Below are 23,754 nucleotides of genomic sequence, written 5' to 3'. Positions count from 1 at the left end.
AATATTCTTTGACTTATGCTTTAAATGCCGCGCTCTCCTGTTTCAAAATATCCAATACCGATGGTGTAACCCGGCCAAAGAAGGATACTCCGGATGCTCCGTTTTTTAAGGCATACTGAATACCCGAACGCACTTCTTCATCATTATTAAAATCAGAAAGATAAAGGCCTGCGTACAACGGGAATTTACCATCAAGCACGTGAATCCCTTCGGCAACGGCATCGCCTATCCAGCTTACGCTTTCTTTGTAGAAGCCGTGATATATCATAGGGCAAACGCCATCCAATTTAAAGTTTGTCCAGTCCTGGCGTACATTACGGCGTGCCACCTCAGGCGTTGGGAAAACGGCTGCGGTGATCGGTTTTTTATGCTGATGGGCTACTGCCGATATCGCATTCACCACCCTGATGATATTACCATACCTGAACAAGCGCCAGGAAAGACTGGCATCCGGGTATTGGATGGCCTTAATATCCTTACCGTATTGTTCTTTAAACTTAGCCTGGCAAACTTCGCAATAGCAAAAATCATATTCGGGTAGTTCTTTAGTTTGTTCAATTTTGTATTTATCCCACAGGTTTACAGGAAGTATCACATCGCAATAACGCACGTAATCCAGGTGGATGCCATCCACATAGTCCTTGGTCAATATATCATTAACGGTACTGGTCAGATAATCCTGAACTTCCGGGCGCGATGGGCAAAGCCAGCGGTAATATTGAACATAAGGTGGTTTATCGGCACAGGAATCACCATTGCGGCTTTTGCTGTACCATTCCGGATGATCAGCTACTTTTTCGGCACGGTTAAAAGTCCAGATCCAGCGGTGAGCCTCAATACCAGCAGCTTTCGCGGCGCGGAAGTGTCTTTCGCTATCATTCTCGAAAAATATCCCGGTAATACCGGCTGCTTTGTAAGCCGTGTAACTGGTTTTCAGATCCTCATCCGTATCCTTTAGGTTAGGATTGATCCAGATCCAGTTTTTCATGGCTTTTTTCTTATTTACAGCAATAGGTTTTGCCTGCCCTTTTACAGGTAATTGAGCGGCAACGGTGGCTACTAAACCAGCTTTTAAAAATTCGCGCTTATTCATGGCGTTTAGTGATTGGTGGTTAAGGGTTCAACAAATCCATCCTGGTTAATGGTATATGTTATTTTATTTTCCTCATCGTTAATTAAAGCCATAAACTGATGTTTAGTAGCTTCGAGCTGTAAGTTATTAAATTTTTTTAAAATGTTATAACTACTTTCCAATCCCAATTCTTTTAATGATTGCGCGTAACTATGGTTTTGCCTTTGCCATTCCTTTTGCTTGAAATAAACGAGCCATAAATATCTTTTCTGCAGTTCGGCGTAAGGCATTTCAAACACCACATCATCAGCCTGATGATCGCTGAACAACAGATAACCCCAACGCTCCGGATAATGCATGTTGATCAAGCCCTGGGCCGACCATACCCAGTTATGTTCCAGCAGATCACGACCCGTGGCTGCATCTTTTACTTTAATGTATTGACCATTCTGAATGTTTGTATCATATTCAACCCGCGAAAAATTGATCCGCCATACAGTTCCATTCTGCGGCACCGTTCTCCGGAAACCGGGATTAATAGCTTTATATGGAATAGCCATTTCAACTGTCCAGCCCTTGTCTGTATCGGCAGCATTATTGAGCGTGCCCTGTACTTTTACAGCGGTACGCAAACCAGGAGCATCCCAACCAGAGATGGCGGCGCCCTGGTTACGATAGGGCTTTGTCAAAAATAAATCGAAAATGGTGTTCAGAGCATTAACTTCTATTTCATAGTATTGATGCCCGGTATTCATGGGATCAACAAACAATTCAAAATCATTCTCCCGGTATACAACCTCATCATGTTTTTTTAAGTTAGCCCACACATGCGGATCGTATATCCTGGCGGCGATATACAAACAGCTATCGTCCCAAAGCATTTTCACATTGGTTTGCAATGGAGGGTTCGGTTTCAGGCTGCCTTCAATATCTACAAAATCCTTCGTCCATTTGGCCTGTTGCCATATTTGTTCGTCAATATCCCCATCAATTGCGGGAGCCTTACTGGTATGTTTTACCACATAACTTTCGGGAACGGTAAACAGGTTTTCAAAGCCTTTAAAAACATCCTGGGCCTTGAGCTGCCAGGGCATTAAAATCACAAAAACAGTAAAAGCCATCATTTTACGACGGCTTTTTAATAAATTGGAAGTAACGATATAGATTTTCATTAACTGCCCAGTTCTAATATACGGTCAAACTCCTCGCGTTTTAAACCCATTACCGACAGGCGGCCTTGCCTAACCAAACCTACATCTTTTAATTGTTCATCAGCTTTAATGGTTTCCAGGGTCACTGGTTTCTTTAGGGTCTCAACCGGCGACAGATCAACCACTACCCAGTTAGGGTCTGAAGTTGTTGGATCCTGATAGGCCTCTTTTACTACTTTAGCAATGCCTACCACGGCTTTACCATCGTTACTATGATAAAACAGCACCAGGTCACCTTCCTTCATCAATCGTAAATTATTCCGGGCTTGATAATTACGCACGCCGTCCCAAAAAGTACGTCCATCCTTGTTAAACTTTTCCCAACTGTATTTTACGGGTTCCGATTTGACTAACCAGTGCTGCATAAATGTTTCTGAATTATATATTTTGTAACCGTAAAGATGTTAAAATACACCGATAAACTAAAACAGCATTTTGTAAAAAACATGGAGGGACAAGAATTTGAATGGTATCATACATTAGATAAATTATTGTTTAAATTTGATACATGACAAAATCTATAGTATTACTATTCTTACTCTCTGTTTCAACAATTTGTTACTCCCAAAGTCTTTATACGGCTTTGCATATGAATGATGGTAAAGAATATAAGTTTGGGAGGCCGAAGCAGATCATTGAGGAAAACACCTTTTATTCGTCAAGCCATACGGAGACAGCTAAAAATATAAAAGTATTTGATGCCGCCGGGATGTTATTGACAGAAGAACGGTACACTCCGGATGGGATATTAACTGCTAAACTCACCTATGTCAATGATACGACCAGGCACCTTAAGCTCTCCAGGATCTTTGAAAGGTGGTTAAAATACGGCCGCGGCAAAGAAATCGCTACTAATCAATATGATGAACACGGCTTTCTGATAGGAACCATTGATAGTACTGCGCATGGAAAGATCATTGATGTGGTGAAAATAGTTAATAACGGCAAAGGTGATCCTATTGAACTGGTTCTTTTTGATGCCAATAATAATCCATTCGGAAAAGAGACAGCTGAATATAACTATGATAAAAACACAGTGGTGACCTCTGTATTTAAAAATGATGGAACAAAGCTTAGTTCCGACACAGCAAAGATTCGTTTTACTCCTGCTACTATAAGCGAAGAGGATAAAAGCAACTATAATCAATATAATGATGCTATTAGTTATTCCACAAAAAATTTAAATGGTTCGGTAAATCTTTATGAATGCGAATACCGATATGATAAAACCGGTAATTGGATTGAACAAAAAACATATATAATTACCCTAAAATCAAATGGTAAAAAGGAAAGGCAACTTAACAAGCTTTTCAAAAGAGAAATTATCTACAGGTAAAAGGCAAGTCCTTAAAATACAAAATTCCAACAAAAAACCCCGCGACAGATGTTGCGGGGTTTTAGCTTTATAATTGGTCTGATTCGTTTATTGCTCAGGTATACTGTAAAAAAATCTTTCAAAAACAATTTTACCGTCTTTAACTTCATATACGCAGATCTCCTGCATATTTACTCTCCCCATTCCTTTAAAGGTGACATCCGTATCCATGGTGATTGCAAAAAAGTTTGCGCTTACAATTGGATCGGAAACAGTGCCACCGTGGATCTCTTCTACCGATTCAAACCACTGTTTTGATTTCTCTATCACAGCTTCTTTGCCATTTGTAAATTCCTCATAGGCCCCTTTTGGTTCCTGACTTACTATATTATCGGCATACAGTTCATTCATGGCGTCAAAGTTTTTACCCTCACGGCAAAACTGTACTAATGCGTTAGCTACTTCTTGTGTGTTCATAATTGAATGATTTTAATTGGTGGTTCGTTATGTTAAAGTTATTAATAATCTGTTCATTATGCAGAGCAGGTATTTTAAATTTAGATTACCTTTTGCTCAATTTTATGCGACACGTTTCATCCGCAGATACATCTGGTTTTAATTGTCAATAATCTGTTACATCCGGCATTATACTGATGATTAAATTAATATGAACTATTTTAGCGGGGAACAACCCGGTTTATTCATCATTTTACCTTTGTCATGAATCAAAATTATACCGCACGACTAAACTTCCTGTTAACCTTTTTAAGCTTCCTGATGTTAACATTCCAGGCAAGGGCACAAACACCCGTTGATGACCCACATTTGGGGATCATCCCGGCGCCGGCTTCCATAACAAAAGTCCAGGGTACATTTATATTCAGCCAGCTAACCCAGATCAAAGCGGACAATATCAAAGACAGGAACGTTGCTTTTTTGAAAGATTTTCTGTTGAACAGCCGGCATTTTAATAACAAACTGTCTAAATACAATTCTAAAGTAAAATCTACCAAAGGAACTACCCTCATATTAACCGCTAAAGGAGCTGCCACCTTGCCTAAAGAAGGTTATAAGTTAACCATCACCCCGCACCGCATTACTATTATTGGTAAGGATGCCGGCATGTTTTATGGCATTCAAACCCTCATGCAATTATTCCCGGTGGAGACTTCGGGAACCGAAAAATTTAGTTGCATAACCATTGAAGACAGTCCCAGATTTGGCTACCGGGGTATGATGCTGGATGTATCGCGTCATTTTTTTACCGTACCCCAGGTTAAAAAGGTTATTGAGCTGATGGCGGCCTATAAACTGAACAACTTCCACTGGCATTTGGTTGACGGTCAGGGTTGGCGCATCGAGATCAAGAAATATCCTAAGCTAACCCAAGTTGGCGCCTACAGGATGCAAACTTCCTTTGGTACTAACCGCGATTGGCCCGATTCATTATCTTATGGCGGTTTTTATACCCAGGATGATATTCGCGATGTGGTTAAATTTGCAGCCCAGCGCTATATCAATGTGATCCCTGAAATTGAAATGCCCGCACACTCCGAAGCTGCCTTGCGGGCCTATCCCGAACTCAAATGCGAGCCACCCGCCGATACCAAGATCCCCGCGCGTGACATCAACAATATCTATTGCCCTACCGAAGAAACTTTTACTTTCCTGGAGAATGTACTGACCGAGGTAATGGAACTTTTTCCGAGCAAATATATTCATATAGGCGGAGACGAGGCTGGCAAACAACCCTGGAAAGAGTCGGCCTTTTGCCAGGCGCTGATCAAGGAAAAGGGGTTAAAGGACGAGCACGAACTTCAAAGCTATTTTATACAACGCATTGAAAAATTCCTGAACTCCAAGGGCCGCAGTATTATTGGCTGGGATGAGATATTGGAAGGCGGACTGGCCCCTAACGCCACCGTGATGAGCTGGACGGGCGAAGCCGGTGGCATTGCCGCCGCGCATCAAAAACATAACGTGATCATGACGCCGCAAACCACCGGCAACTACTTTGACCATTATCAAAGCGGATCACCGCAGGAGCCGGTTTCGTTTGGTCGTTATGCGGCGTTGGATGAAACTTATAATTACGATCCCGTATCCAAGGAATTAACACCTGATGAACAAAAATATGTGATAGGTACCCAGGGTAACCTGTGGACAGAATATGTACCCACCGTGGCCAAATTACAATACCAGATATTGCCACGTTTATTTGCGCTGTCAGAAGTAGCCTGGAGTCAGCCTAAAAATAAAGACTATACCAATTTTGCCGAGGTACGACTGGCCAAACATTTTGCACGTTTAGAGGCTATGCACTATAACTACCGTGTACCTACCGCACTGCCGGTTATTGACACGATGGTTTTTGGCGATAAATTTACCTTTACGCCCAAATCTGTAGTACCGGGTGCCCGGATCTTTATTACCTATAACGGCCGCGACCCGTTGGATACCGATTGGGAATATACGTCACCCGTAACTATTGTAGTACCGCCTAATGAAAAGCGCGAGTTTAAAACACGTGTGATCACGCCAACAGGTCGGCGCAGTATAGCTACCCGCATATTGATGTACAATCGTGCCTTGATGCCAGGGGTAAATTATACCGCCAATAAACCCGGCTTAAGCTATAAACTCATCAAAAGCAAATTCACCGTGCCCGAGCAACTGGATTATACCAGCGCGCCGGATTCGGCCATTACCGATAGGTTAAATGCCGAAACCTTTAAAAAGGATAACCCCAGCTTTGGTATAGTGTACAGCGGTTATATCAACATCCCCGCAGATGGGGCTTACAATTTCAGTACGGCATCTTACACAGATACCCAGGTATTTATTGATGGCGAAAAAATAACCGAAAGCGAACCCGCTCTTCCATTGGCTAAGGGCTTCCATACTATCAAGGTAAAATATATTTACAATGCTCCAGTACCCGTTCCCGGATCATACCGGATAAGGCAAACCCCGTTACGCGTTTTTATAGCGCCGCCGGGTTCGGCAGGCAAAAAGGAAATTATGCCGGGTATGCTGTTTAATTGATACGGTTACCCATTATAAAAAGTGATTAGAAAAACGCCAGTTCAAGCGTCCACGCTTGAACTAACAAAACTGTGAGCGTCTACGCTCACAGCTACCCAAAACGTCAGGGAAATCGTTTTTCAAATAGAAGATCATATGAAGCCGTTACTGAATAAATAGTGGGTTTCGCGAGCGTGGACGCTCACTCGTCTTACATTCAAGCGTGGACGCCTGAATGGGCGATGGCAATCACAAAGCCCCCGGTAAGGGCTTTGTTCTTAGCCTATAATTTTATGGCTAAGTATCTTGATTTATTCATTTTATATTATATGTTTGTACATTATAACATATTGAGTTATCCCGTTAGATTTTAATCATCCTCATTATAATGAAAAGACGACAATTCGGTATAAAAAGCTTCTGCCTTATCACTATTCTGTTTTTACTGAGCACCGTGGTTACAGGCGCTTATGGTCAAAAAGCGCAACCTGCTTTTACCTCCATAACCTTGCAGCCTACGGTGGCTTATGTAAAATATCATGGCGAAAACAGGCGAATAGCCAGGTTACTGTTCAGGAATGGCAAAAGTTATAATGCCGGTACCTTGTCGGTTTCATTTAATAACCATACAGACAATATCGTCATTCCCGCCAGTACTGCTGGCTTGGAAGTTTTTGAAGTGCCCCTGCCTGGCCCTGCTATTAAAATAGCTACCCAGGCTACTGTTACTTTAGCATATAAGGGGCAAACTTATACGGCCCGCTGCATTATGGAACCAGCCCGCGATAATTGGAGTGTGTATGTGTTGCCCCACTCGCATGTTGATATTGGCTATACCAATACACAAGTCAAGGTGCTTAAACTGCATATAGATAATATTGACGAATCTATTGACCTGGCCGAAAAAACACAGAACTACCCTACTGAGGCCCGTTTTAAATGGACAACCGAAGCCATATGGGTAGTAGATAATTATCTGAAACAAGCCAATGCCGAAAAGAAAGCCCGCTTCTGGAACGCCGTCAAAAAAGGTTGGATAAATCTGGATGGCGCTTACGGTAATATCAATACCAGCATGACCGATTCCCGGCAGCTGATGCAGATGTTTGCCAAATCGCAAAAACTGGCGCGTGAGCAGGGTATCGGGATCCATACCATGTTCCAGGGCGATGTGCCGGGGGCTTCCTGGGGATTGGCGGCCCAGGCTGAGCAAACGCGCATCCGTTACTTTTTATCAGGCCCTAACGCGTCTGACCGGATCGGTAACCTGGCCAAATGGCAGGATAAACCTTTTTACTGGTTATCCCCATCCGGTAAGCAGAAATTGCTGTTCTGGCAATGCCAGCCTTATTCCATCGGTTATCGGCTTAAAGGCAGCAAAATACCCAACTTTTTTACCATTGATGATCCCAAACCTTATTATACCGGTCATCCCGAAGAAAACTTCCTGAACCCATACCTTTTCCAATACCTGGGCGATCTGGAACAAAACAATTTCCCATACAACATGACCATACTTACCTGGGCCATGAGCGATAACGCACCTATCGACCCGGAACTACCCGATGCGGTAAAAGCCTGGAACGAGCATTATACTTCACCCAAACTGATCATCACCTCGGTAAAACAGTTTTTTAATGACCTGGAAAAGCAATACAAAAATGAGATCCCATCTTTTACCGGCGATTATACCGAGTACTGGACAGACGGGGTATCGTCTGCCGCACGGGAAACCGCTTTGAGCCGGGTTACATCCGACAGGTTGAAACAAGCAGGAGCTATCTGGGCCATCCGTAATACGCCAGCCTACCCCGCTATTGCTTTCGATGATACCTGGAAAAACCTACTGCTTTATAACGAACATACCTGGGGGGCCTATAACAGCGTAGGCGAACCCGATAACGAAAAGGTAAAAAGCGAATGGAATGTAAAGCAGGGCTATGTACTGCGCGCCGAAAAACAGGTGGATTCTTTAATGACCGAGGCCTTAAAACCAACTGCAACGCAAGCCAATGACATTGATATCTACAACACCACCAACTGGCCCCGTACAGACGTAGTTTATATACCTGCCAATCTCAGCAAAACCGGCGACCTGGTTAAGGATGCTACGGGTAAAAAGATCCCCTCACAACGTTTAAGCAGCGGCGAGCTGGCTTTTGTGGCGGATGCCGTACCAGCCCTGGGTAAAAAAACCTATACCATTTATGCAGGCAAAGCCTTCAGCAATGGTCAGGCTAAAATCACAGGGAATAGCTTAAGCAATGGTATTTATACCCTCGCTGTGGATACCAAAAGCGGCAATATTGTAAAGCTTACCAAGGGAACATCTGGTCGTAATTATGTTGCTGCGGATTCTGTCGGGCTAAACCAATATATGTATATGCCGGGTGATTCATTAAAGAAACTCGTGAGTACTTCCAATACCCATATCAGCATCAAAGAAAATGGGCCGCTGGTAGTAAGTATGCTCATTACTTCGGATGCTCCTGGCACTAAAGGTCTTATCCGTGAGGTTAGACTGGTAAGCGGACTGGATCAGGTGGAACTCATCAACACGATCGATAAAACAGCTATCAGGCGTAAAGAGAGCGTACATTTTGCATTTCCGTTTAATGTACCGGGTGCACAAGTGCGTTACAGTATTCCCTGGGGCAGCGCCCGTGTGGAAGCCGATCAGTTACCCTACGCCAATCACAACTGGTTTACCATGCAGCGCTGGGTTGATGTATCTAACAGTAACTATGGCATTACCTGGTCGAGCCCGGACGCGCCTTTATTTGAGATAGGTAACATTACTACCGGCAATCTGTTGGGTGGTTTGCATCATGCGCCGCAATGGCTTTCCTTCACTCCACAGTCATCAGTTTTGTATTCCTGGGTGATGAACAACCTGTGGCATACCAATTTCCGCGCAGATCAGGAAGGTAAAGCTACTTTCCACTACTTTATGCAGGTTCATGAAAGCGGTTTTAACAGCTTTAAAGCTGACCAAACCGGCCTGAATAATCATCAACCACTGGTCGTATCCGCAGCCACAGGCGCGCCGGGAAAAGGCTTATTCTTTAAGATCACTGGTGATAACATTTATGTAGAAGCTATCAAACCAACTGACGACGGACAAGGCGTGATAGCTCAATTAGTGAATAGTAGCGATACCGATAGTCAAGCGGGCATCACTCTAAATACAGTATCCATTATTAAAGTTTGGGAAAGTAATTTGATGGAAGACAGGCTAAAGGAGTTAGGGAATCATTTTACTATTCCAGCCAAAGGAGTATTGAGTATTCGGATAGATAAATAATTATCTTCAAGTTGCTCGCGCTGTTTGAAGTCTCTGACTTCGAACCATTATGCTTGTAGTCTTAAGACTACAGGAGAACATAGAACCAACCGGCTTTCTGTAGTTTTAAACTACAGGCATAGTCGTCCGAAGTCGGAGACTTCGAACAGCGAAGTTTTTTAACATTTTAGCGTGCCATCGGTACGCAACTCGCCAAGTTGCGTACCGATGGCACGGTATTTTACATGCTATTTTTCTACCGACATTTGCCCCACTGGGGTCGATCCTTAAATAATGACATTGACCAACCCACTTTTTTTGTTAATTGAGTATCCGGATGGATCAAGAAAAAGAGGCTGATCATGATGTATGATACAGCCTCTTTTTTATATCACGATCTATGGTTTTATTGATGTTTTGATCCCATATAAAAAGTGATCTCGCCACCGTTCATGATATCGGCATGGCTTATGAAAAGACCGTTAAGTACCTTACCATTCAGTTCCATTTTTTGTACATATACATTTTTAGGGCTTTGGTTTTTAACATTGATGGTAAACGTTTTGCCATTATCCAAGTTGATCATCGCGCCATTCACCGCCGGGCTGCCGGTTGAATATTGGTCAGACCCAGGCGCTACCGGATAAAAACCCAATGAGCTGAAAATGTACCAGGCACTCATCTGGCCGGTATCGTCGTTACCGCCTAAACCATCTGGTGTTGGTTTGTACATGCGCGGTAATATCATCCGGATGCGTTCCTGTGTTTTCCATGGTTTATCTGTCCAGTTGTACAAATAAGCCACGTGGTGTGATGGCTCGTTACCATGTACATAATTGCCGATGATCCCATCGCGGGTAATATCCTCGGTTTCGGCAAAGTACTTATCAGGCAGGTTCATAGTGAATAAGGAATCCAGGTAACCTACAAAGCGTTTATTACCGCCCATCAGCTTGATCAGTCCTTCCGGGTCTTGTGGGGCAAACAGGGTGTAGTTCCAGGAATTACCTTCAATAAATCCTTCGTTAATGGTACTCAATGGATCAAATTTTTGACGGAAGGTACCATCAGCCAGTTTGGGGCGCATAAAGCCTGCTTTGGCATCGTATACATTCTTGTAGTTTTGAGAGCGTTTGATAAACTCTTCGTAAATATCGTTGCGGTTCAACTTTTTAGCCATCTGTGCAATAGCCCAGTCGTCAAAAGCATATTCCAGGGTTGATGATACCGATACACCACTTTTTTCATCCGGAATATATCCCCTATCTATGTATTCACCTATACCTTCATAATCGCGATGGCGGGCAGTTGCAATGCAGGCATCCAGCGCTTTGTTGGCATCAAATGGAGCATTACCTTTTACAACCGCATCGGCCAATACCGTTACGCTGTGGTAACCACTCATACACCAGTTTTCGTTCCCAGAGTTTGACCATATGGGCAGCATCTTCTCCGGACTTTGATCAAAGTGCACCATCATGGATTGTATCATATCCGCATTCCGCTTAGGGTCAATGATATTGAAAAGCGGGTGCAAGGCACGGTAAGTATCCCACATAGAGAAGGTGGTATAATTGGTAAAACCATCGGCTTTATGAACGTTCTGATCAAGGCCCTTGTATTGGCCATCCACATCCATATAAATGGTTGGGTTGATCATGGCGTGGTACATCGAGGTATAAAAGTTCTCTTTAGTTTCTTTATTGCCTTGTATCACAATTTTGTGCAGTTCCTGCTCCCATTGTTGTTGCCCGTCGTTTTTCACCTTCTCAAAATCCCAGCCTGGTAGCTCGGTACGCATATTGTTGAGTGCGCCATCCATGCTTACCGGCGATATGGCAAATTTGATCTTGATTTTTTCGCCTTCTTCGGTTTTAAAATCAAAGTAACTTCTAATTTGGCGACCCGCTATTTCAGGAAAGTTTTTGGTTTGATTGAACTTACCCCAGAAACCTCCGTAAACTTCACGTTTATCGTATTTTTTGTAACCATGCTGATAGAACGGTTTTGAAAAGCTCATAGCAAAGTACAGTGAGCGGGTACGTGCCCAACCATTAGTTTGGCGATAGCCTATCACGGTGGAGTCATTCAATACTCGCAGGTAAGTCCACACGTTTTTGTCGGGATAGTTATAGATGCCCGCCATCAGGTCCAAAATAATGTGTGATTGATCCGACTTCGGGAAAGTGTATTGGTGAAAACCCACGCGCGTGGTGGTGGTCATTTCGGCAATGATGTTACTGGCATCCAGCTTCACTTTGTAGTAGTTGGCCTCGGTAACCTCATTTTGGTGTGAAAACGCAGAACGGTAACCGCTACCGGGTTTGTCTGCAGTACCCGGATTCAGTTTTAAAGCGCCAACGGTAGGCATGATCAGGAAATCGCCCAAATCGGAGTGCCCTGTTCCGCTGAAATGGGTATGGCTAAAACCAACAATGGTTTTATCATCATACTGATAACCCGCACAGTATTTATATACATCAGGATTATAATGACCGTTGAGTTCATAGCTGGCCGTATCTGTTTCGGGACTTAACTGCACCATACCAAAAGGCACGGTAGCTCCAGGATAAGTGTGCCCCATACGTTGGGTACCTATAATGGGATTAACGTACTGTACCAGTTTTTCTGCCGGATGTGTTTGTGCACCTGCTATAAAAGCGGTGCCCAATAAAAAAACAGTGAATAAATGTTTCATATGATATAATTAGTTTTTCTCTGACAGAGAAAATGGAAAATCCTTGTCTTGCGTACCTCTGCTTTTGTTTGGTGTCGCTCCCATACCAACATTGATCACCGCACCCTGCATCAGCGCTTCGTGACTCAACCAGTTTGGAGTATATGTTTTACCGTTAACATTAAAAGTTTGAACATAGCGGTTTTGCGCACTGTTGGCAGGGGCGTTAATCACTACCTGCTTGCCGTTCTCTAATGTAAGGGTTAGTTTTTTAAACAATGGTGCGCCCAGCACATATTGGTCGCTGGCAGGGCAAACCGGGTAAAAACCCATAGCCGAGAACACATACCAGGCCGATGTTTGACCATTATCTTCATCACCGCAATAACCATCTGGTGTAGCCTTGTACATCCGGTTCATGGTTTCACGAGCCCAGTACTGCGTTTTCCAGGGTTCACCAGCATAGTTATACAGATATATCATATGCTGGATAGGCTGGTTGCCATGAGCGTATTGACCCATATTAGCTATCTGCATTTCACGAATCTCGTGGATCACTCCACCATAATAACTATCGTCAAATACCGGCGGTATGGTAAATACCGAATCAAGCTTGGTCACAAATTTTTGTTTGCCGCCCATCAGGTTAATGAGTCCCTGAATATCATGAAAAACGCTCCAGCTGTAATGCCAGCTGTTACCCTCGGTAAAAGCATCGCCCCATTTGAAAGGGTTAAAAGGTGTTTCGAAAGATCCATCCTTGTTTTTGCCACGCATTAAACCGGTTGATGGATCAAACAGATTACGGTAATTTTGGCTGCGTTTTTTGTAGATGCCAATTTCAGATTCTGGTTTGCCCAGGGCTTTGCCCAATTGGTAAATGGCAAAATCATCATAAGCATATTCCAATGTGCGGGCTGCGTTTTCATTGATCTTTACATCATAAGGAACATAACCCAATTCGTTATAATATTTTACGCCGTAACGGCCTGTGGCAGATATCGGGCCTTCGTTATTAGCGCCGTGTACCAGGGCATCATATAAAGTATTAATATCATACCCGCGCAAGCCTTTCAGATAAGCTTCGGCAACAACCGAGGCTGAGTTATTGCCCACCATGATATCAGCATAACCCGGACTCGACCACTCTGGTAGCCAGCCACCTTCTTTATAGTCGTTGATCAAACCTTCCTGCATCTCTTTGTTGATGGACGGATAAACCAGGTTCAGGAATGGGTAAAGCGCCCTGAAAGTATCCCAAAAGCCGGTACCGCCAAACAAATAGCCTGGCATTACCTTTCCATTATAGGGACTGTAATGCACTATCTTATTCTGCGCATCCAGCTCATACAGCTTGTTCGGAAAAAACAGCATGCGGTACATGCAGCTATAAAAAGTGCGGGTTTGGTCAATGCTGCCGCCTTCTATATTAATACGGCTCAGGGTTTTATTCCATACCGCTTTAGCTTTTTGGCAGGTAGCATCAAAATTATCGTTTGCCAGTTCGCGTTTCAGGTTCAGTTCAGCCTGTTCAAAGCTTACAAATGAGGAGGCTACTTTCAGATGTACCTTTTCACCTTTGGTTGTTTTAAAACCAATAACTGCTCCGGAATGAGCACTGTTGATCTCTAATGAATCATGAGCAAGTGTTTTATCATGCCATGCTTTGGCCAATGTAAAAGGTTTATCTATATAAATAACAAAGTAGTTTTTAAAATTGGTCATTTTACCGCGTGCATAGCGGGTACTATAACCGATGATCTTTTGCTCCTTAGGCAATATTTTGATGTATGACGCCCGGTTAAAAGCATCAACTACAATGAATGAGCTATCAGATTTAGGGAAAGTGAACCTAAATTGGGCGGCTCGTTCTGTCGGGGTTATCTCTGTAGTCACATCAGCATCGGCCAGATAAACACTATAGTAATAAGGTTTGGCCGTTTCTGATTTATGCGAAAACCAACTGGCACGCTCGTCCTGGTCAAAACGCAGTTTGCCGGTTACCGGCATAATTACAAATTGCCCGTAATCATTCATCCAGGGACTTGGTTGGTGGGTTTGTTTAAAGCCTCGTATTTTATCGGCCGCATAAGTGTATTGCCAGCCATCGCCCATTTTGCCGGTTTGCGGTGTCCAGGTATTCATCCCCCAGGGCAATGCTATAGCCGGATAAGTATTTCCGTTTGACAGATCGGGTTTAGAATCAGTGCCCATCAAGGGATTAATATAATCAACAGGACTGCTGATCTTTCCAGTTTGTTGTGCATAGGTACTCAGGCAAAGTGAAACCAAAATGGCGCTAAAAAGTGCTTTCATTAGTTATAATTTAGTTGTGATGAAACTGCAGGGCTGCATAACAATCCCAGGCAAATTGCTTTTGTACTATTACTTAATTTCATATATATGATGGTGTGAATAGGTTACGCTGCAATAACCGGATTGGCCGCATAGGCTGCCCAAAGTTCATCTAATGTTTTGCCGGTTTCTTTTTTCCAGCTATCATTAGTAAAGGTATGGTTGCGTAGTTGGGCATCCAAATTTTTTACCAGCCCCGGTTTAATGTTTTTCTCTATCCACACCAGGAAACGGGCGGTAATACGATAGCTGTTTTCATAGCTTTGGGTTGCTTTAAACGCAGGTAATGCCCATTTGGCGCCTTCGTTATCGACTCCAAATTTATAGCGGGCATAATCGGCAATGCCTTCGGTTAACCAGCCGGGTCCGTTGTTATTGCTACCATAATCCTGCACAATATGCATTACTTCATGCGTAACCACATCAATGTCATGCGGGTGCTTGGTCATGTATTTTGAACTAAAAACAACACGGCCGTTATCTGTGGCAGCAACACCATTATAAGCGGTATCAATAACAAAAATTACGCTTTTTAAGGTTTTTTTATTGTATGCTTTTGCCAGTTTAGGATAAACGGTGTAAAACGTTTCAACCAATTTATTCTTAAGCTCGGGACTGAAATTGGCATCCTGGTTTTCAAAGGTTAATTGGTAACCTTTTTTGTTAAACACTTCGGTTGGCTGTGCATTGCTGTTGCTTGAAAGCCCTAAAATGATCAGGAAATTTAGAAGTAAGATTCTTTTCATGGATGCTTTGGTTAATGTTGCGATAATGATTATTTAGATGTTTTTCCAAAAGTAAAACGTTTTACCAATATATATAGTATTATTTATCTTTTTTGATTGTAACAATTATGATTTTAATAAGCGTTCATCGCTTATTCGATAAACGCTTTGAGTACTAATTATTAAAGAGTTAAAAAATCGATAAAACCACATACAATTAAGCACATGTTGCGTCAAATTACCTTAAAACTCACTTTTATTTGATTTAATGAATTTAATTTACTTCAATAATGGCATTATTTTTTAGAGGTGTCGATCCTCTTTCTATAAGTTTGGATGGTATTTGATATTGGATTTTTGAATTACTCTTCTTGTCTCCTCCTATTCCTGCCAACAGAAGGTCAATAGCCGACTTTGCTATTTCATAAGTAGGTTGTTGTATGGTTGTGATTCCTGGCGGATACAAACTAAATATTTCATTATCATCAAAACTTACCATAGCCAGGTCTTTAGGAATATTTAGCCCGAGCTGTTTAATACCTTCCAGACCCATTGTACCTAAATAGTTGGTGGTAAAAAATATAGCATCCATTTGCTTTTGCTGTTTTATAAAAGCCTTTATAGCTTCTATGGCTTTATCCTTATCAGTATCAAAAGGCAATTTGAATAGTAGTTTTTTATCCTCCTTTATGTTATTCATCTTTAAAGCATCTTTATATCCCCTCGTACGATCCTGTAATTGAATAAGGTCAAGATCAGCCGTTACCAGGCCGATCTTTTTATACCCTGCCTTTAAAAGATGACTAACCGCACTAAAAGCGCCTTCATGATTATCAACCAGCACATGTGGAATATCCAGCCCAGGGAAATAACCGTCAATTAATACTACTGGTTTTTCATTGGCGATAAGATTTTGTATATCTTTTTCTAATCCTTTCATGGGGGTAATGATATAACCATCAACCAATTGCTGCGAAAGCATTCTGATCACATCTTTTCCCTTCTGAACATTATTGTTAGTGCTGCAATAAATAATTCTATAGCCCTCTTTTTCAGCTTCTTCTTCTATTACTTTGGCCATAGCCCCAAAAAATGGACCTCCAATGGTTTCAACTACCAAGCCTATTACTTTTGAAACACCTGTACGAAGACCCACTGCCATCCTGTTAGGCTCATATCCATTTTTGGCGGCTACATCCAGGATTTTTTTGGTTATTTCTTTACTAATACGGCCTTTGCCGTTTAAAACAAATGATACCGTTGTAATAGAGGTATTGGTTAGTTTTGCGATATCCTTTATGGATATTTTTTTATTTATCATTATTTGTAGTCTCTCGTGATTTTAGGCTTATTGTATAATCCGCAACAATTTAGGTAAATACCCAGTTTATCAAAAATATAAATTTACAACAATGTTGCTACATCTATTACTTATGATTATAGGCGTTATTGATAAACGTTTTTTTCTATAAATAATATACTTGTTGCTGTTTACTAAATCCTTTTAGTGATACGGATATAGTTAATAAATATGCTTAATTTACCATTTTAAATTGACGTCCCTTTAATAATTAAACACTGACAGACAAAAATTGCTATGAGCATTACGCCCAAACTTACCCGTTTTGATCTCTCGATGATCGTTATCAGTCTGGTGATTGGAATGGGTATTTTTGCAACACCCGGAGAAGTAGCTATTAATTCAAGTAATCCTTTCCTATATTTTGGCGCCTGGTTTTTTGGGGGGGCTATTAGCTTATGCGGGGCCCTTACTTTTGCAGAAATAGGGGCACGCTATCCCACTACCGGGGGGTTTTACAAGGTTTTCTCCTATTGCTTTCACCCGGCATTCGCTTTTATGATCAACTGGATATTGGTGATCAGCAATGCCGCCTCGGTAGCTGCTGTGGCACTCATAGGTGCCGAGTATATAAACCCTGTAATTATGCCTGCCAGTCTGCAAAATGGCATGGGTATTAAGATCACGACTATCACGTCGGTACTTATCTTATATATCATAAATTTATTAGGCATTAAAATGAGTGCACGAACTCAAAATGCACTTACCATATTTAAAATAAGCATGATCCTTATTCTTTGTACCGCCGTATTCAAAAGTCATATAACACCCGGTGCTTACAGAGTTATTGTACCACCTGATAATAATAATTATGATTTGAGCGCGTTCGGGATAAGTTTAGTGGCTGTATTCTTCACGTATGGCGGTTATCAACAAACCATTAATTTTGGAGGAGACATCATTAACGCCAAGACCAACATCCCTAAAGCAATTTTTACAGGGATGATAACCGTTATACTTCTATACCTGCTTATTAACTTTGCTTATTATTCCGTATTAGGCATCAAGGGCTTGCAACATAAAACCGCACTGGCAGCTACTCTGGCGGGTGCTATTTTTGGCGCCGTTGGCTATAAGATCATCTCATTGCTGATGTTTGTTTCTGTGCTCGCCTTCATCAATGTTAACATTATGGCCAATCCCAGAGTTTACTATGCCATGGCCGAAGATGGAATTTTACCACATCGTTTTAAGCGTGTTAACCAAAAAACACAGGTACAAGAGTTTGGCCTAAGCTTTTTTGTAACTGCGATACTCCTTATATTGTTTTTTATAAGTTCATTTCAAAAGATACTCAGCTACGTGATGTTTTTTGATACCATAGGACTTTCTACAGCAGCAGTCACCATTTTCATTTTAAGAAGAAAAACCAGACATCTTGACAGAACGGGTATTTACACCATGAAATGGTACCCTGCCATCCCTATTATTTTTATTGCCGCTTATTGGTTTGTTACTATAAGCATATTTATCGAAAATCCAATGGCTGCATTGATCTGTCTTTGCGCTTTTGTTACCGGCCTCATTATATATTTTATTACTAAAAACAGCCAGAACACCATTATAATACCTTAACTATGGAGCTTTCATTTATATTAAATGAATTGGGAGAAGAAAGAGAAAATTACTTTAACGCGGTTTCGCCTCCCATCATACAATCAAGTAATTTCACTTTTAATACCGTAACCGGGCTCAGGCAGGCTATGGCCGATGAATTTGATACCAATCTGTACTCCAGGGGGCAAAATCCAACACTAAGCATCTTACGAAAAAAACTGGCCGCGCTTGATGGTGCCGACGATGCTTTGGTATTTAGCAGCGGTATTGGAGCCATAAGTGTTCCTTTACTTTCCCTGCTTAAATCCGGCGATCATATTGTGGCTGTAGAGAATCCTTATAGCTGGACCATAAAACTTTTCAAAGAATTTTTTCCCAAATTTGGCATTAACACCACTTTTATTGACGGCACCATTTATGACAATTTTGAAACTGCCGTTACCTCCCAAACACGGTTGATATTTTTAGAAAGTCCTAATACTTTTAGTTACGAGCTACAGGATATTAAAAGGATCGCCAAATTTGCCAGATCGCATGGTATTGTAACCATGATCGATAACAGCTACTGTAGTCCTATATATCAGCAACCTATCAGTATGGGTATCGACCTGGTAGCCCAATCGGCCACCAAGTATATCGGAGGGCACTCTGATGTAGTAGCGGGTGTGCTTACAGGTAGCAAAGAGCTGATCAGACAGATATTTGATCATGAATTCATGAACCTGGGTCCTGCCATTTCGCCACATTCTGCATGGTTACTGCTCAGAGGATTAAGAACTTTGCCCTTGCGTTTACAACGCAGCTCTGAAAGTACCGGGGTTATTACCAAATGGCTACAAGAACATGAACACGTTCACCAGGTGATATGGCCTTTCAGCACGGACTTTAAACAAACACAACTGGCACATGAGCAAATGCAGGGTTGTGGCGGGTTATTCAGCTTCTGTTTGAAAAATTCTTCATTTAAAAAAATAGAGACATTTTGCAATAGTCTCCAACATATATTACTGGCCGTTTCCTGGGGTGGGCACGAGAGTTTAATGCTACCATCAATCGCCGCTATTTCAGAGCAGGAGTATACTGCAACAGATGAGCGCCTTCAATTGATCAGGATGTATGTTGGCTTAGAAGATACTGCATACCTGATTCAGGATCTTCAGCAGGCATTGGCCAAAATTTAGTTATCAGCGCCTCCAAATCATATTAACTCGCCAGATCGTGCCGTAAAAAAGCTTCCCAGGTTATCCGCCCGTAACTATTGGTTGGCCAGATATTATTTTCAGAACGATACCGGTCGTATTCTTCGCTCTGAAGTGGCCGTACTTTTAGTTCATCCGTACGGCTAAGTACATGGAGATATGTTTTTACCATTTCCTCAAATTTAAGCAGTTCAGGCCCCCCTACTCCACGAACCAATCCTACAGGTTCTCTTTGCGCTAAATCAACCAGCAATGTTGCGGCTTCTTTTACTTCTATAGATTGAAAATGCATACCATCGGGAATAGCCAGGGTGCCATTTTTTTTATCAAATGATTTTAAAATAGAGAGTACATAATTGTGAAACTGGGTAGTGCGTAAAACAGAAAATGGTATGCCGCTGGCGGCAATCATTTGTTCAACCCTTATTTTAGTTTGATAATAAGCATAATTACTTTTATCGACATTAATAATGGAGATATAAATAAAATGCAGGGTTCTATCCCGGTCTATTGCGTCCAACAAGTTTTGTGTGCCTTTGATATCCACGCTTTGAGTGTCTTTAGGATTACTTGCGCAGTGGATAATAATATCAGCATCCCTTGTGGCTTCTTCCAGACCTCTGTTCGAAGCCAGGTCACCTTTTACCAACTGCACACCGGTGGGGACAATAGCATTTTTTTTTGAGCTTAATACAGTAACTCCATAATTAATGGATAGTAACTGATCTACAACTTCTTTTCCCAGCAGGCCGGTACCTCCCGTTACTAATACGTTCTTCATCTGTTAAGCTTTTCTTATAAATAATTGATAAGGTATAGGTTCGATAAATTATTTTAGTTTTTGTTGGATTGCTCCAAAACAGGACGAGGATCAAATATCACTCTAAAAGAGCTTATTTTATCGTCTTTAACCTGGTACCACCCACAACTGAATATGGCAACACGCCCCATATCAATATCATAAAACAAGCATACATCATCTCCATCAGCAATGACCTTTTTCAGGTCGTATTTAAACTTCATCTTCTCCATATCGTTCATATACGCCTCGGCCCCATCACGTGACCCCAGTACGCCTTTAAAGGTCATATCTGTTGCTAAATATTTGCGGGCAGTGGCAAAATCCTCTTTATTCATTGCATCTATAAAAGCCAGTACCACTTCTTTAGCATTCCTGGTTAATTCTACTGTATCTTTTTCCATATTATTATTCAGACAAATCATTATTATATAACAATAAATAAAACACCCTTAATGTTTCATAAAAAACAAAAAGGGTATGTTAATGCCTAAACATTAACATACCCAATATTAACTTGTTATGAAGAAGTTAGGTTTGTTAAGGATGTTTCCCCTGCCTGTAAACAGTATCGCACCGCTGCCTGCGATCTTTACCTCCTAAATACTCAAATCTGTTTATCATAAACGGCATATTAGCAGCAATAAAGAGTACAATAACCAAAATAGCGGCCACCTTTGTAATGATGGTTAAAGCAGGCTTTTTTGAAAACTCACCAAAAACATAACCGATAATAAATATCATACAGGTAATAAACAATATCCGTATGATGATGGATGATAGTCATTGATCAGCACAGGTATTAAGGTCAGCATTCGGCGCACTACAATAGCAATTCCAATGAGCGATAGAAAAGCAATGATGCCATATAATAAACGAGGGGTGGTGCTGGCTTTTTCATACAATAGATAGCTTGTTATGATGTAAAGCTACCCGCATAAAAATTTACACAGACATAGAATAGACTAAACAGGAAACTATGTAGACAAACAAATAAAGAACATAGACGATGTTATTTCTTTGGGATAACAGCGGTAGCCTCTATCTCGATCAGAATATCATCCCTGAATAGTTTGCTAACCTGCACCAAGGTACTGGCAGGCGGGTGAGTGGTATTCACAAATTTATCCCTGATACCACGTAGCACTTGTACCTGCGAAACATCGGTCATATAATAATTAAGCTTTACTACATCACTCATAGATCCTCCCGCAGCTTCAACTATATTTTTGATATTGGTAAATACCTGCTGAATTTGAGCCGTGATATCATCCTTACCTACAAGTTGGCCACTTTTATCTAAAGCCACCTGCCCGGAAAGAATGAGCATAGTACTTTTTCCCAGATCAACGGTAACCGCTTGCGAATATCCTTTAGGTGTGCTTACCGATGAGGGGTTTATAAATGTGATATTATTTGTTTGGGCGAAACCTGCTGATGAGATGAATAGCAGGAATAAATAAAGATGTTTTTTCATAGCGTAAGTATTTGACAATTATTTGCTTATTGTGGTAATTGAGCTTAGCAAAACTGGTTGACATCCTTCTATTCAGGATGCCAACCAATGATTATTCTTTCAGGTTTATTTATCCAGTCCACCACGGCGGGTCGCCTTAACCTGGACAGGCCATTTAATGCCTTCTGTTTTTGTATTGGTTGTTTTAGCCGGGTCTTCGCTGGCCATGTAGGCCATAACGGCGGCCAGTATGGCGTTATTCTTCAGATCGTCAAAAACTACTTTGTCATAGGTATCGCGGTTGGTATGCCAGGTATAAGAGCCGTACGACCAATTCAGTGAACTTAACGAAAAGCCAGGCGCCCCAACAGCTACAAATGAAGCAAAATCAGATCCACCGCCTCCGGGCTGACCGGGGAAGTTTGTTTTGATGCGGTTTTTAATAGTATCGGGCACGGCTGCTAACCAACGAGTTAAATAATCCTTAGCCTCCACAAAACCCTGTCCCGATAGGTTTACAACCCTGCCGGTACCATTGTCCTGGTTAAACAGGGCTTGCAGATTCTGTACAATTTCAGGATGATCCTCCACAAAAGCACGCGAGCCATTCAGGCCTTCTTCTTCACTGCCCCAGTGACCAACCAATATGGTACGTTTTGGGTGAGGGTAATATTTTTTCAGTAAACGCATGGCTTCCATCATTGTCAACGTTCCGGTACCATTATCTGTAGCACCGGTACCGCCATCCCAGGAATCAAAGTGGGCGGATAGCATCACATATTCATTTGGTTTTTCGCTGCCTTTTATTTCGGCAATAGTATTAAATGTAGGCACCACACCCAGCTCCTTCGATTCAGTATGCATGCTGATTACCGGCTTACCGCCAGATTCACTCAATCTGTACAACATCCCATAATCTTCCAGCGCGATATCAACCGTAGGGATTATTTTGGTATAAGCGCCAAATATTTTATCAACCCCAAAACCCGCCGACCAGTTGTTGGTCAGGATACCAGCTGCCCCCGCTTTTTCGAGCGCTACAGGAAGCGTACGCGTTGTATATCCCGTTTTGCTGATGCGTTTACGCCAGGCATCGGTTGCTGCTATACGCTCGGCTTTCATCTTTTCAAATGACTCTTTGAGGGCAAATTCCTGCCAGTTATAATCCGGCCGGCCGGTTGGCTGGCACATGGATATCATTACAAATTTACCTTTTACATTAGGCAGCCATTGCTGAAAAGCTACAGAATCGGCCAGATCGGGAATGATGATCACCTCGGCACTTACCGTCTTTTTACCCATACCCGGACTCCATGCCAATTGCGTACCCTCCAATGATTTTACCCGTGGCGATACCATATCAATGTGTGATATACCCCGCTCCCACCCGCGCCATTCGCCCCATTTTTCGTTATGGGCATCTATATTCCAGCTTTTATACTTGGCAACCGCCCAGTCATTGGCCTGTTTCATTTGGGGTGTGCCAACCAAACGGGGGCCAATGCCATCAAAAAGCTCATGAGCCAGTTTTTCAAGTTGCGAATTATTGGTTTCTTCCTGCATCATGCCGTCAATGACCGCTTTGCTGGATTGTGCCTGGCTCATACCGCAGCAAAGCAAAGCGCTTACCATAAGCGGAACGGCTTTACGCCAACAATTAGTGAGTAGATTAAGATCAGTTGTTTTCATAAACCTAATTTATAAAAATTTGAACAGCCCTT

At 42.0% G+C, this 23,754-nt stretch carries 19 protein-coding genes; 5 read left to right on the top strand and 14 right to left on the bottom strand.

What is annotated here, in order from left to right:
* Positions 1–13: 13 nt before the first annotated feature.
* Genes ACNURT_RS09100 through ACNURT_RS09090 form a run of 3 tightly spaced genes read right to left on the bottom strand, consistent with a single transcriptional unit; the run spans position 14 to position 2,648 of the window.
* On the bottom strand, positions 14–1,093 hold the full coding sequence (locus tag ACNURT_RS09100; RefSeq protein ID WP_419701462.1) for a family 10 glycosylhydrolase: 1,080 nt from the start codon (positions 1,091–1,093) through the stop codon (positions 14–16).
* A 5-nt stretch (positions 1,094–1,098) separates the two neighbouring features.
* Complete coding sequence (locus ACNURT_RS09095) at positions 1,099–2,244, bottom strand: carbohydrate-binding family 9-like protein (protein WP_419701461.1); 1,146 nt, start codon at positions 2,242–2,244, stop codon at positions 1,099–1,101.
* Positions 2,244–2,648 (bottom strand): EVE domain-containing protein, encoded by a 405-nt coding sequence (locus ACNURT_RS09090; protein ID WP_419701460.1) that lies wholly within the window; start codon positions 2,646–2,648, stop codon positions 2,244–2,246. Before ACNURT_RS09090 ends, ACNURT_RS09095 begins: the two co-directional genes overlap by 1 nt.
* A 143-nt stretch (positions 2,649–2,791) precedes the next feature.
* Here ACNURT_RS09090 and ACNURT_RS09085 point away from each other — a divergent pair, with 143 nt between their 5' ends.
* Positions 2,792–3,619, top strand: coding sequence for a hypothetical protein (locus ACNURT_RS09085; protein WP_419701459.1), 828 nt, complete (start codon positions 2,792–2,794; stop codon positions 3,617–3,619).
* Positions 3,620–3,706: 87 nt separating this feature from the next.
* Here the strand turns inward: ACNURT_RS09085 and ACNURT_RS09080 are convergent, their stop codons facing one another.
* Positions 3,707–4,075 carry a SnoaL-like domain-containing protein gene (locus ACNURT_RS09080; protein ID WP_419701458.1) on the bottom strand — a complete coding sequence of 123 codons (369 nt, stop codon included), beginning with the start codon at positions 4,073–4,075 and terminating at the stop codon, positions 3,707–3,709.
* A 243-nt stretch (positions 4,076–4,318) separates the two neighbouring features.
* Here ACNURT_RS09080 and ACNURT_RS09075 point away from each other — a divergent pair, with 243 nt between their 5' ends.
* Together ACNURT_RS09075 and ACNURT_RS09070 are read left to right on the top strand one after the other, a co-directional pair.
* A complete protein-coding gene (locus tag ACNURT_RS09075; RefSeq protein ID WP_419701457.1) occupies positions 4,319–6,643 on the top strand; it encodes a family 20 glycosylhydrolase in 2,325 nt (774 codons plus the stop codon).
* Positions 6,644–7,010: 367 nt separating this feature from the next.
* The gene (locus ACNURT_RS09070) at positions 7,011–9,926 is read left to right on the top strand and encodes a glycoside hydrolase family 38 C-terminal domain-containing protein (protein WP_419701456.1); all 2,916 of its coding nucleotides are present in this window, start codon (positions 7,011–7,013) and stop codon (positions 9,924–9,926) included.
* Positions 9,927–10,311: 385 nt separating this feature from the next.
* On the opposite strand, the gene ACNURT_RS09065 is transcribed toward ACNURT_RS09070, so the two are convergent.
* The 4 genes from ACNURT_RS09065 to ACNURT_RS09050 form a co-directional block, all read right to left on the bottom strand.
* Complete coding sequence (locus ACNURT_RS09065; RefSeq protein WP_419701455.1) at positions 10,312–12,603, bottom strand: GH92 family glycosyl hydrolase; 2,292 nt, start codon at positions 12,601–12,603, stop codon at positions 10,312–10,314.
* Between the two features lie 9 nt (positions 12,604–12,612).
* Entirely contained in the window at positions 12,613–14,898 is a 2,286-nt protein-coding gene (locus ACNURT_RS09060) for a GH92 family glycosyl hydrolase (protein WP_419701454.1), read from the bottom strand.
* Between the two features lie 104 nt (positions 14,899–15,002).
* Positions 15,003–15,683, bottom strand: a complete 681-nt coding sequence (locus ACNURT_RS09055; RefSeq protein WP_419701453.1) for a basic secretory protein-like protein — start codon at positions 15,681–15,683, stop codon at positions 15,003–15,005.
* Between the two features lie 253 nt (positions 15,684–15,936).
* Entirely contained in the window at positions 15,937–16,983 is a 1,047-nt protein-coding gene (locus ACNURT_RS09050) for a LacI family DNA-binding transcriptional regulator (protein WP_370994739.1), read from the bottom strand.
* Positions 16,984–17,259: 276 nt separating this feature from the next.
* Between ACNURT_RS09050 and ACNURT_RS09045 the strand changes: the two genes are divergently transcribed.
* Positions 17,260–18,597 carry an APC family permease gene (locus tag ACNURT_RS09045; protein WP_419701452.1) on the top strand — a complete coding sequence of 446 codons (1,338 nt, stop codon included), beginning with the start codon at positions 17,260–17,262 and terminating at the stop codon, positions 18,595–18,597.
* A gap of 2 nt (positions 18,598–18,599) precedes the next feature.
* The gene (locus ACNURT_RS09040; protein ID WP_419701451.1) at positions 18,600–19,760 is read left to right on the top strand and encodes a trans-sulfuration enzyme family protein; all 1,161 of its coding nucleotides are present in this window, start codon (positions 18,600–18,602) and stop codon (positions 19,758–19,760) included.
* 22 nt (positions 19,761–19,782) lie between these two features.
* On the opposite strand, the gene ACNURT_RS09035 is transcribed toward ACNURT_RS09040, so the two are convergent.
* The 6 genes from ACNURT_RS09035 to ACNURT_RS09010 form a co-directional block, all read right to left on the bottom strand.
* Positions 19,783–20,559, bottom strand: a complete 777-nt coding sequence (locus tag ACNURT_RS09035; RefSeq protein WP_419701450.1) for an SDR family oxidoreductase — start codon at positions 20,557–20,559, stop codon at positions 19,783–19,785.
* Between the two features lie 53 nt (positions 20,560–20,612).
* Positions 20,613–20,981 carry a nuclear transport factor 2 family protein gene (locus ACNURT_RS09030; protein WP_419701449.1) on the bottom strand — a complete coding sequence of 123 codons (369 nt, stop codon included), beginning with the start codon at positions 20,979–20,981 and terminating at the stop codon, positions 20,613–20,615.
* A 136-nt stretch (positions 20,982–21,117) separates the two neighbouring features.
* Complete coding sequence (locus ACNURT_RS09025; RefSeq protein ID WP_419701448.1) at positions 21,118–21,321, bottom strand: hypothetical protein; 204 nt, start codon at positions 21,319–21,321, stop codon at positions 21,118–21,120.
* Complete coding sequence (locus tag ACNURT_RS09020; protein ID WP_419701447.1) at positions 21,318–21,482, bottom strand: hypothetical protein; 165 nt, start codon at positions 21,480–21,482, stop codon at positions 21,318–21,320. Before ACNURT_RS09020 ends, ACNURT_RS09025 begins: the two co-directional genes overlap by 4 nt.
* A 107-nt stretch (positions 21,483–21,589) precedes the next feature.
* Complete coding sequence (locus ACNURT_RS09015; RefSeq protein ID WP_419701446.1) at positions 21,590–22,054, bottom strand: RidA family protein; 465 nt, start codon at positions 22,052–22,054, stop codon at positions 21,590–21,592.
* A gap of 105 nt (positions 22,055–22,159) precedes the next feature.
* Positions 22,160–23,722: a M20/M25/M40 family metallo-hydrolase gene (locus tag ACNURT_RS09010; RefSeq protein ID WP_419701445.1), complete on the bottom strand. Its 1,563-nt coding sequence runs from the start codon at positions 23,720–23,722 to the stop codon at positions 22,160–22,162.
* Positions 23,723–23,754 lie beyond the last annotated feature (32 nt).

Source organism: Mucilaginibacter sp. NFX135, from assembly GCF_048565145.1.
Classification (GTDB): Bacteria; Bacteroidota; Bacteroidia; order Sphingobacteriales; family Sphingobacteriaceae; genus Mucilaginibacter.
Note: the sequence above shows the minus strand (reverse complement) of the source record. Positions and strands in the feature narration are given on the sequence as shown.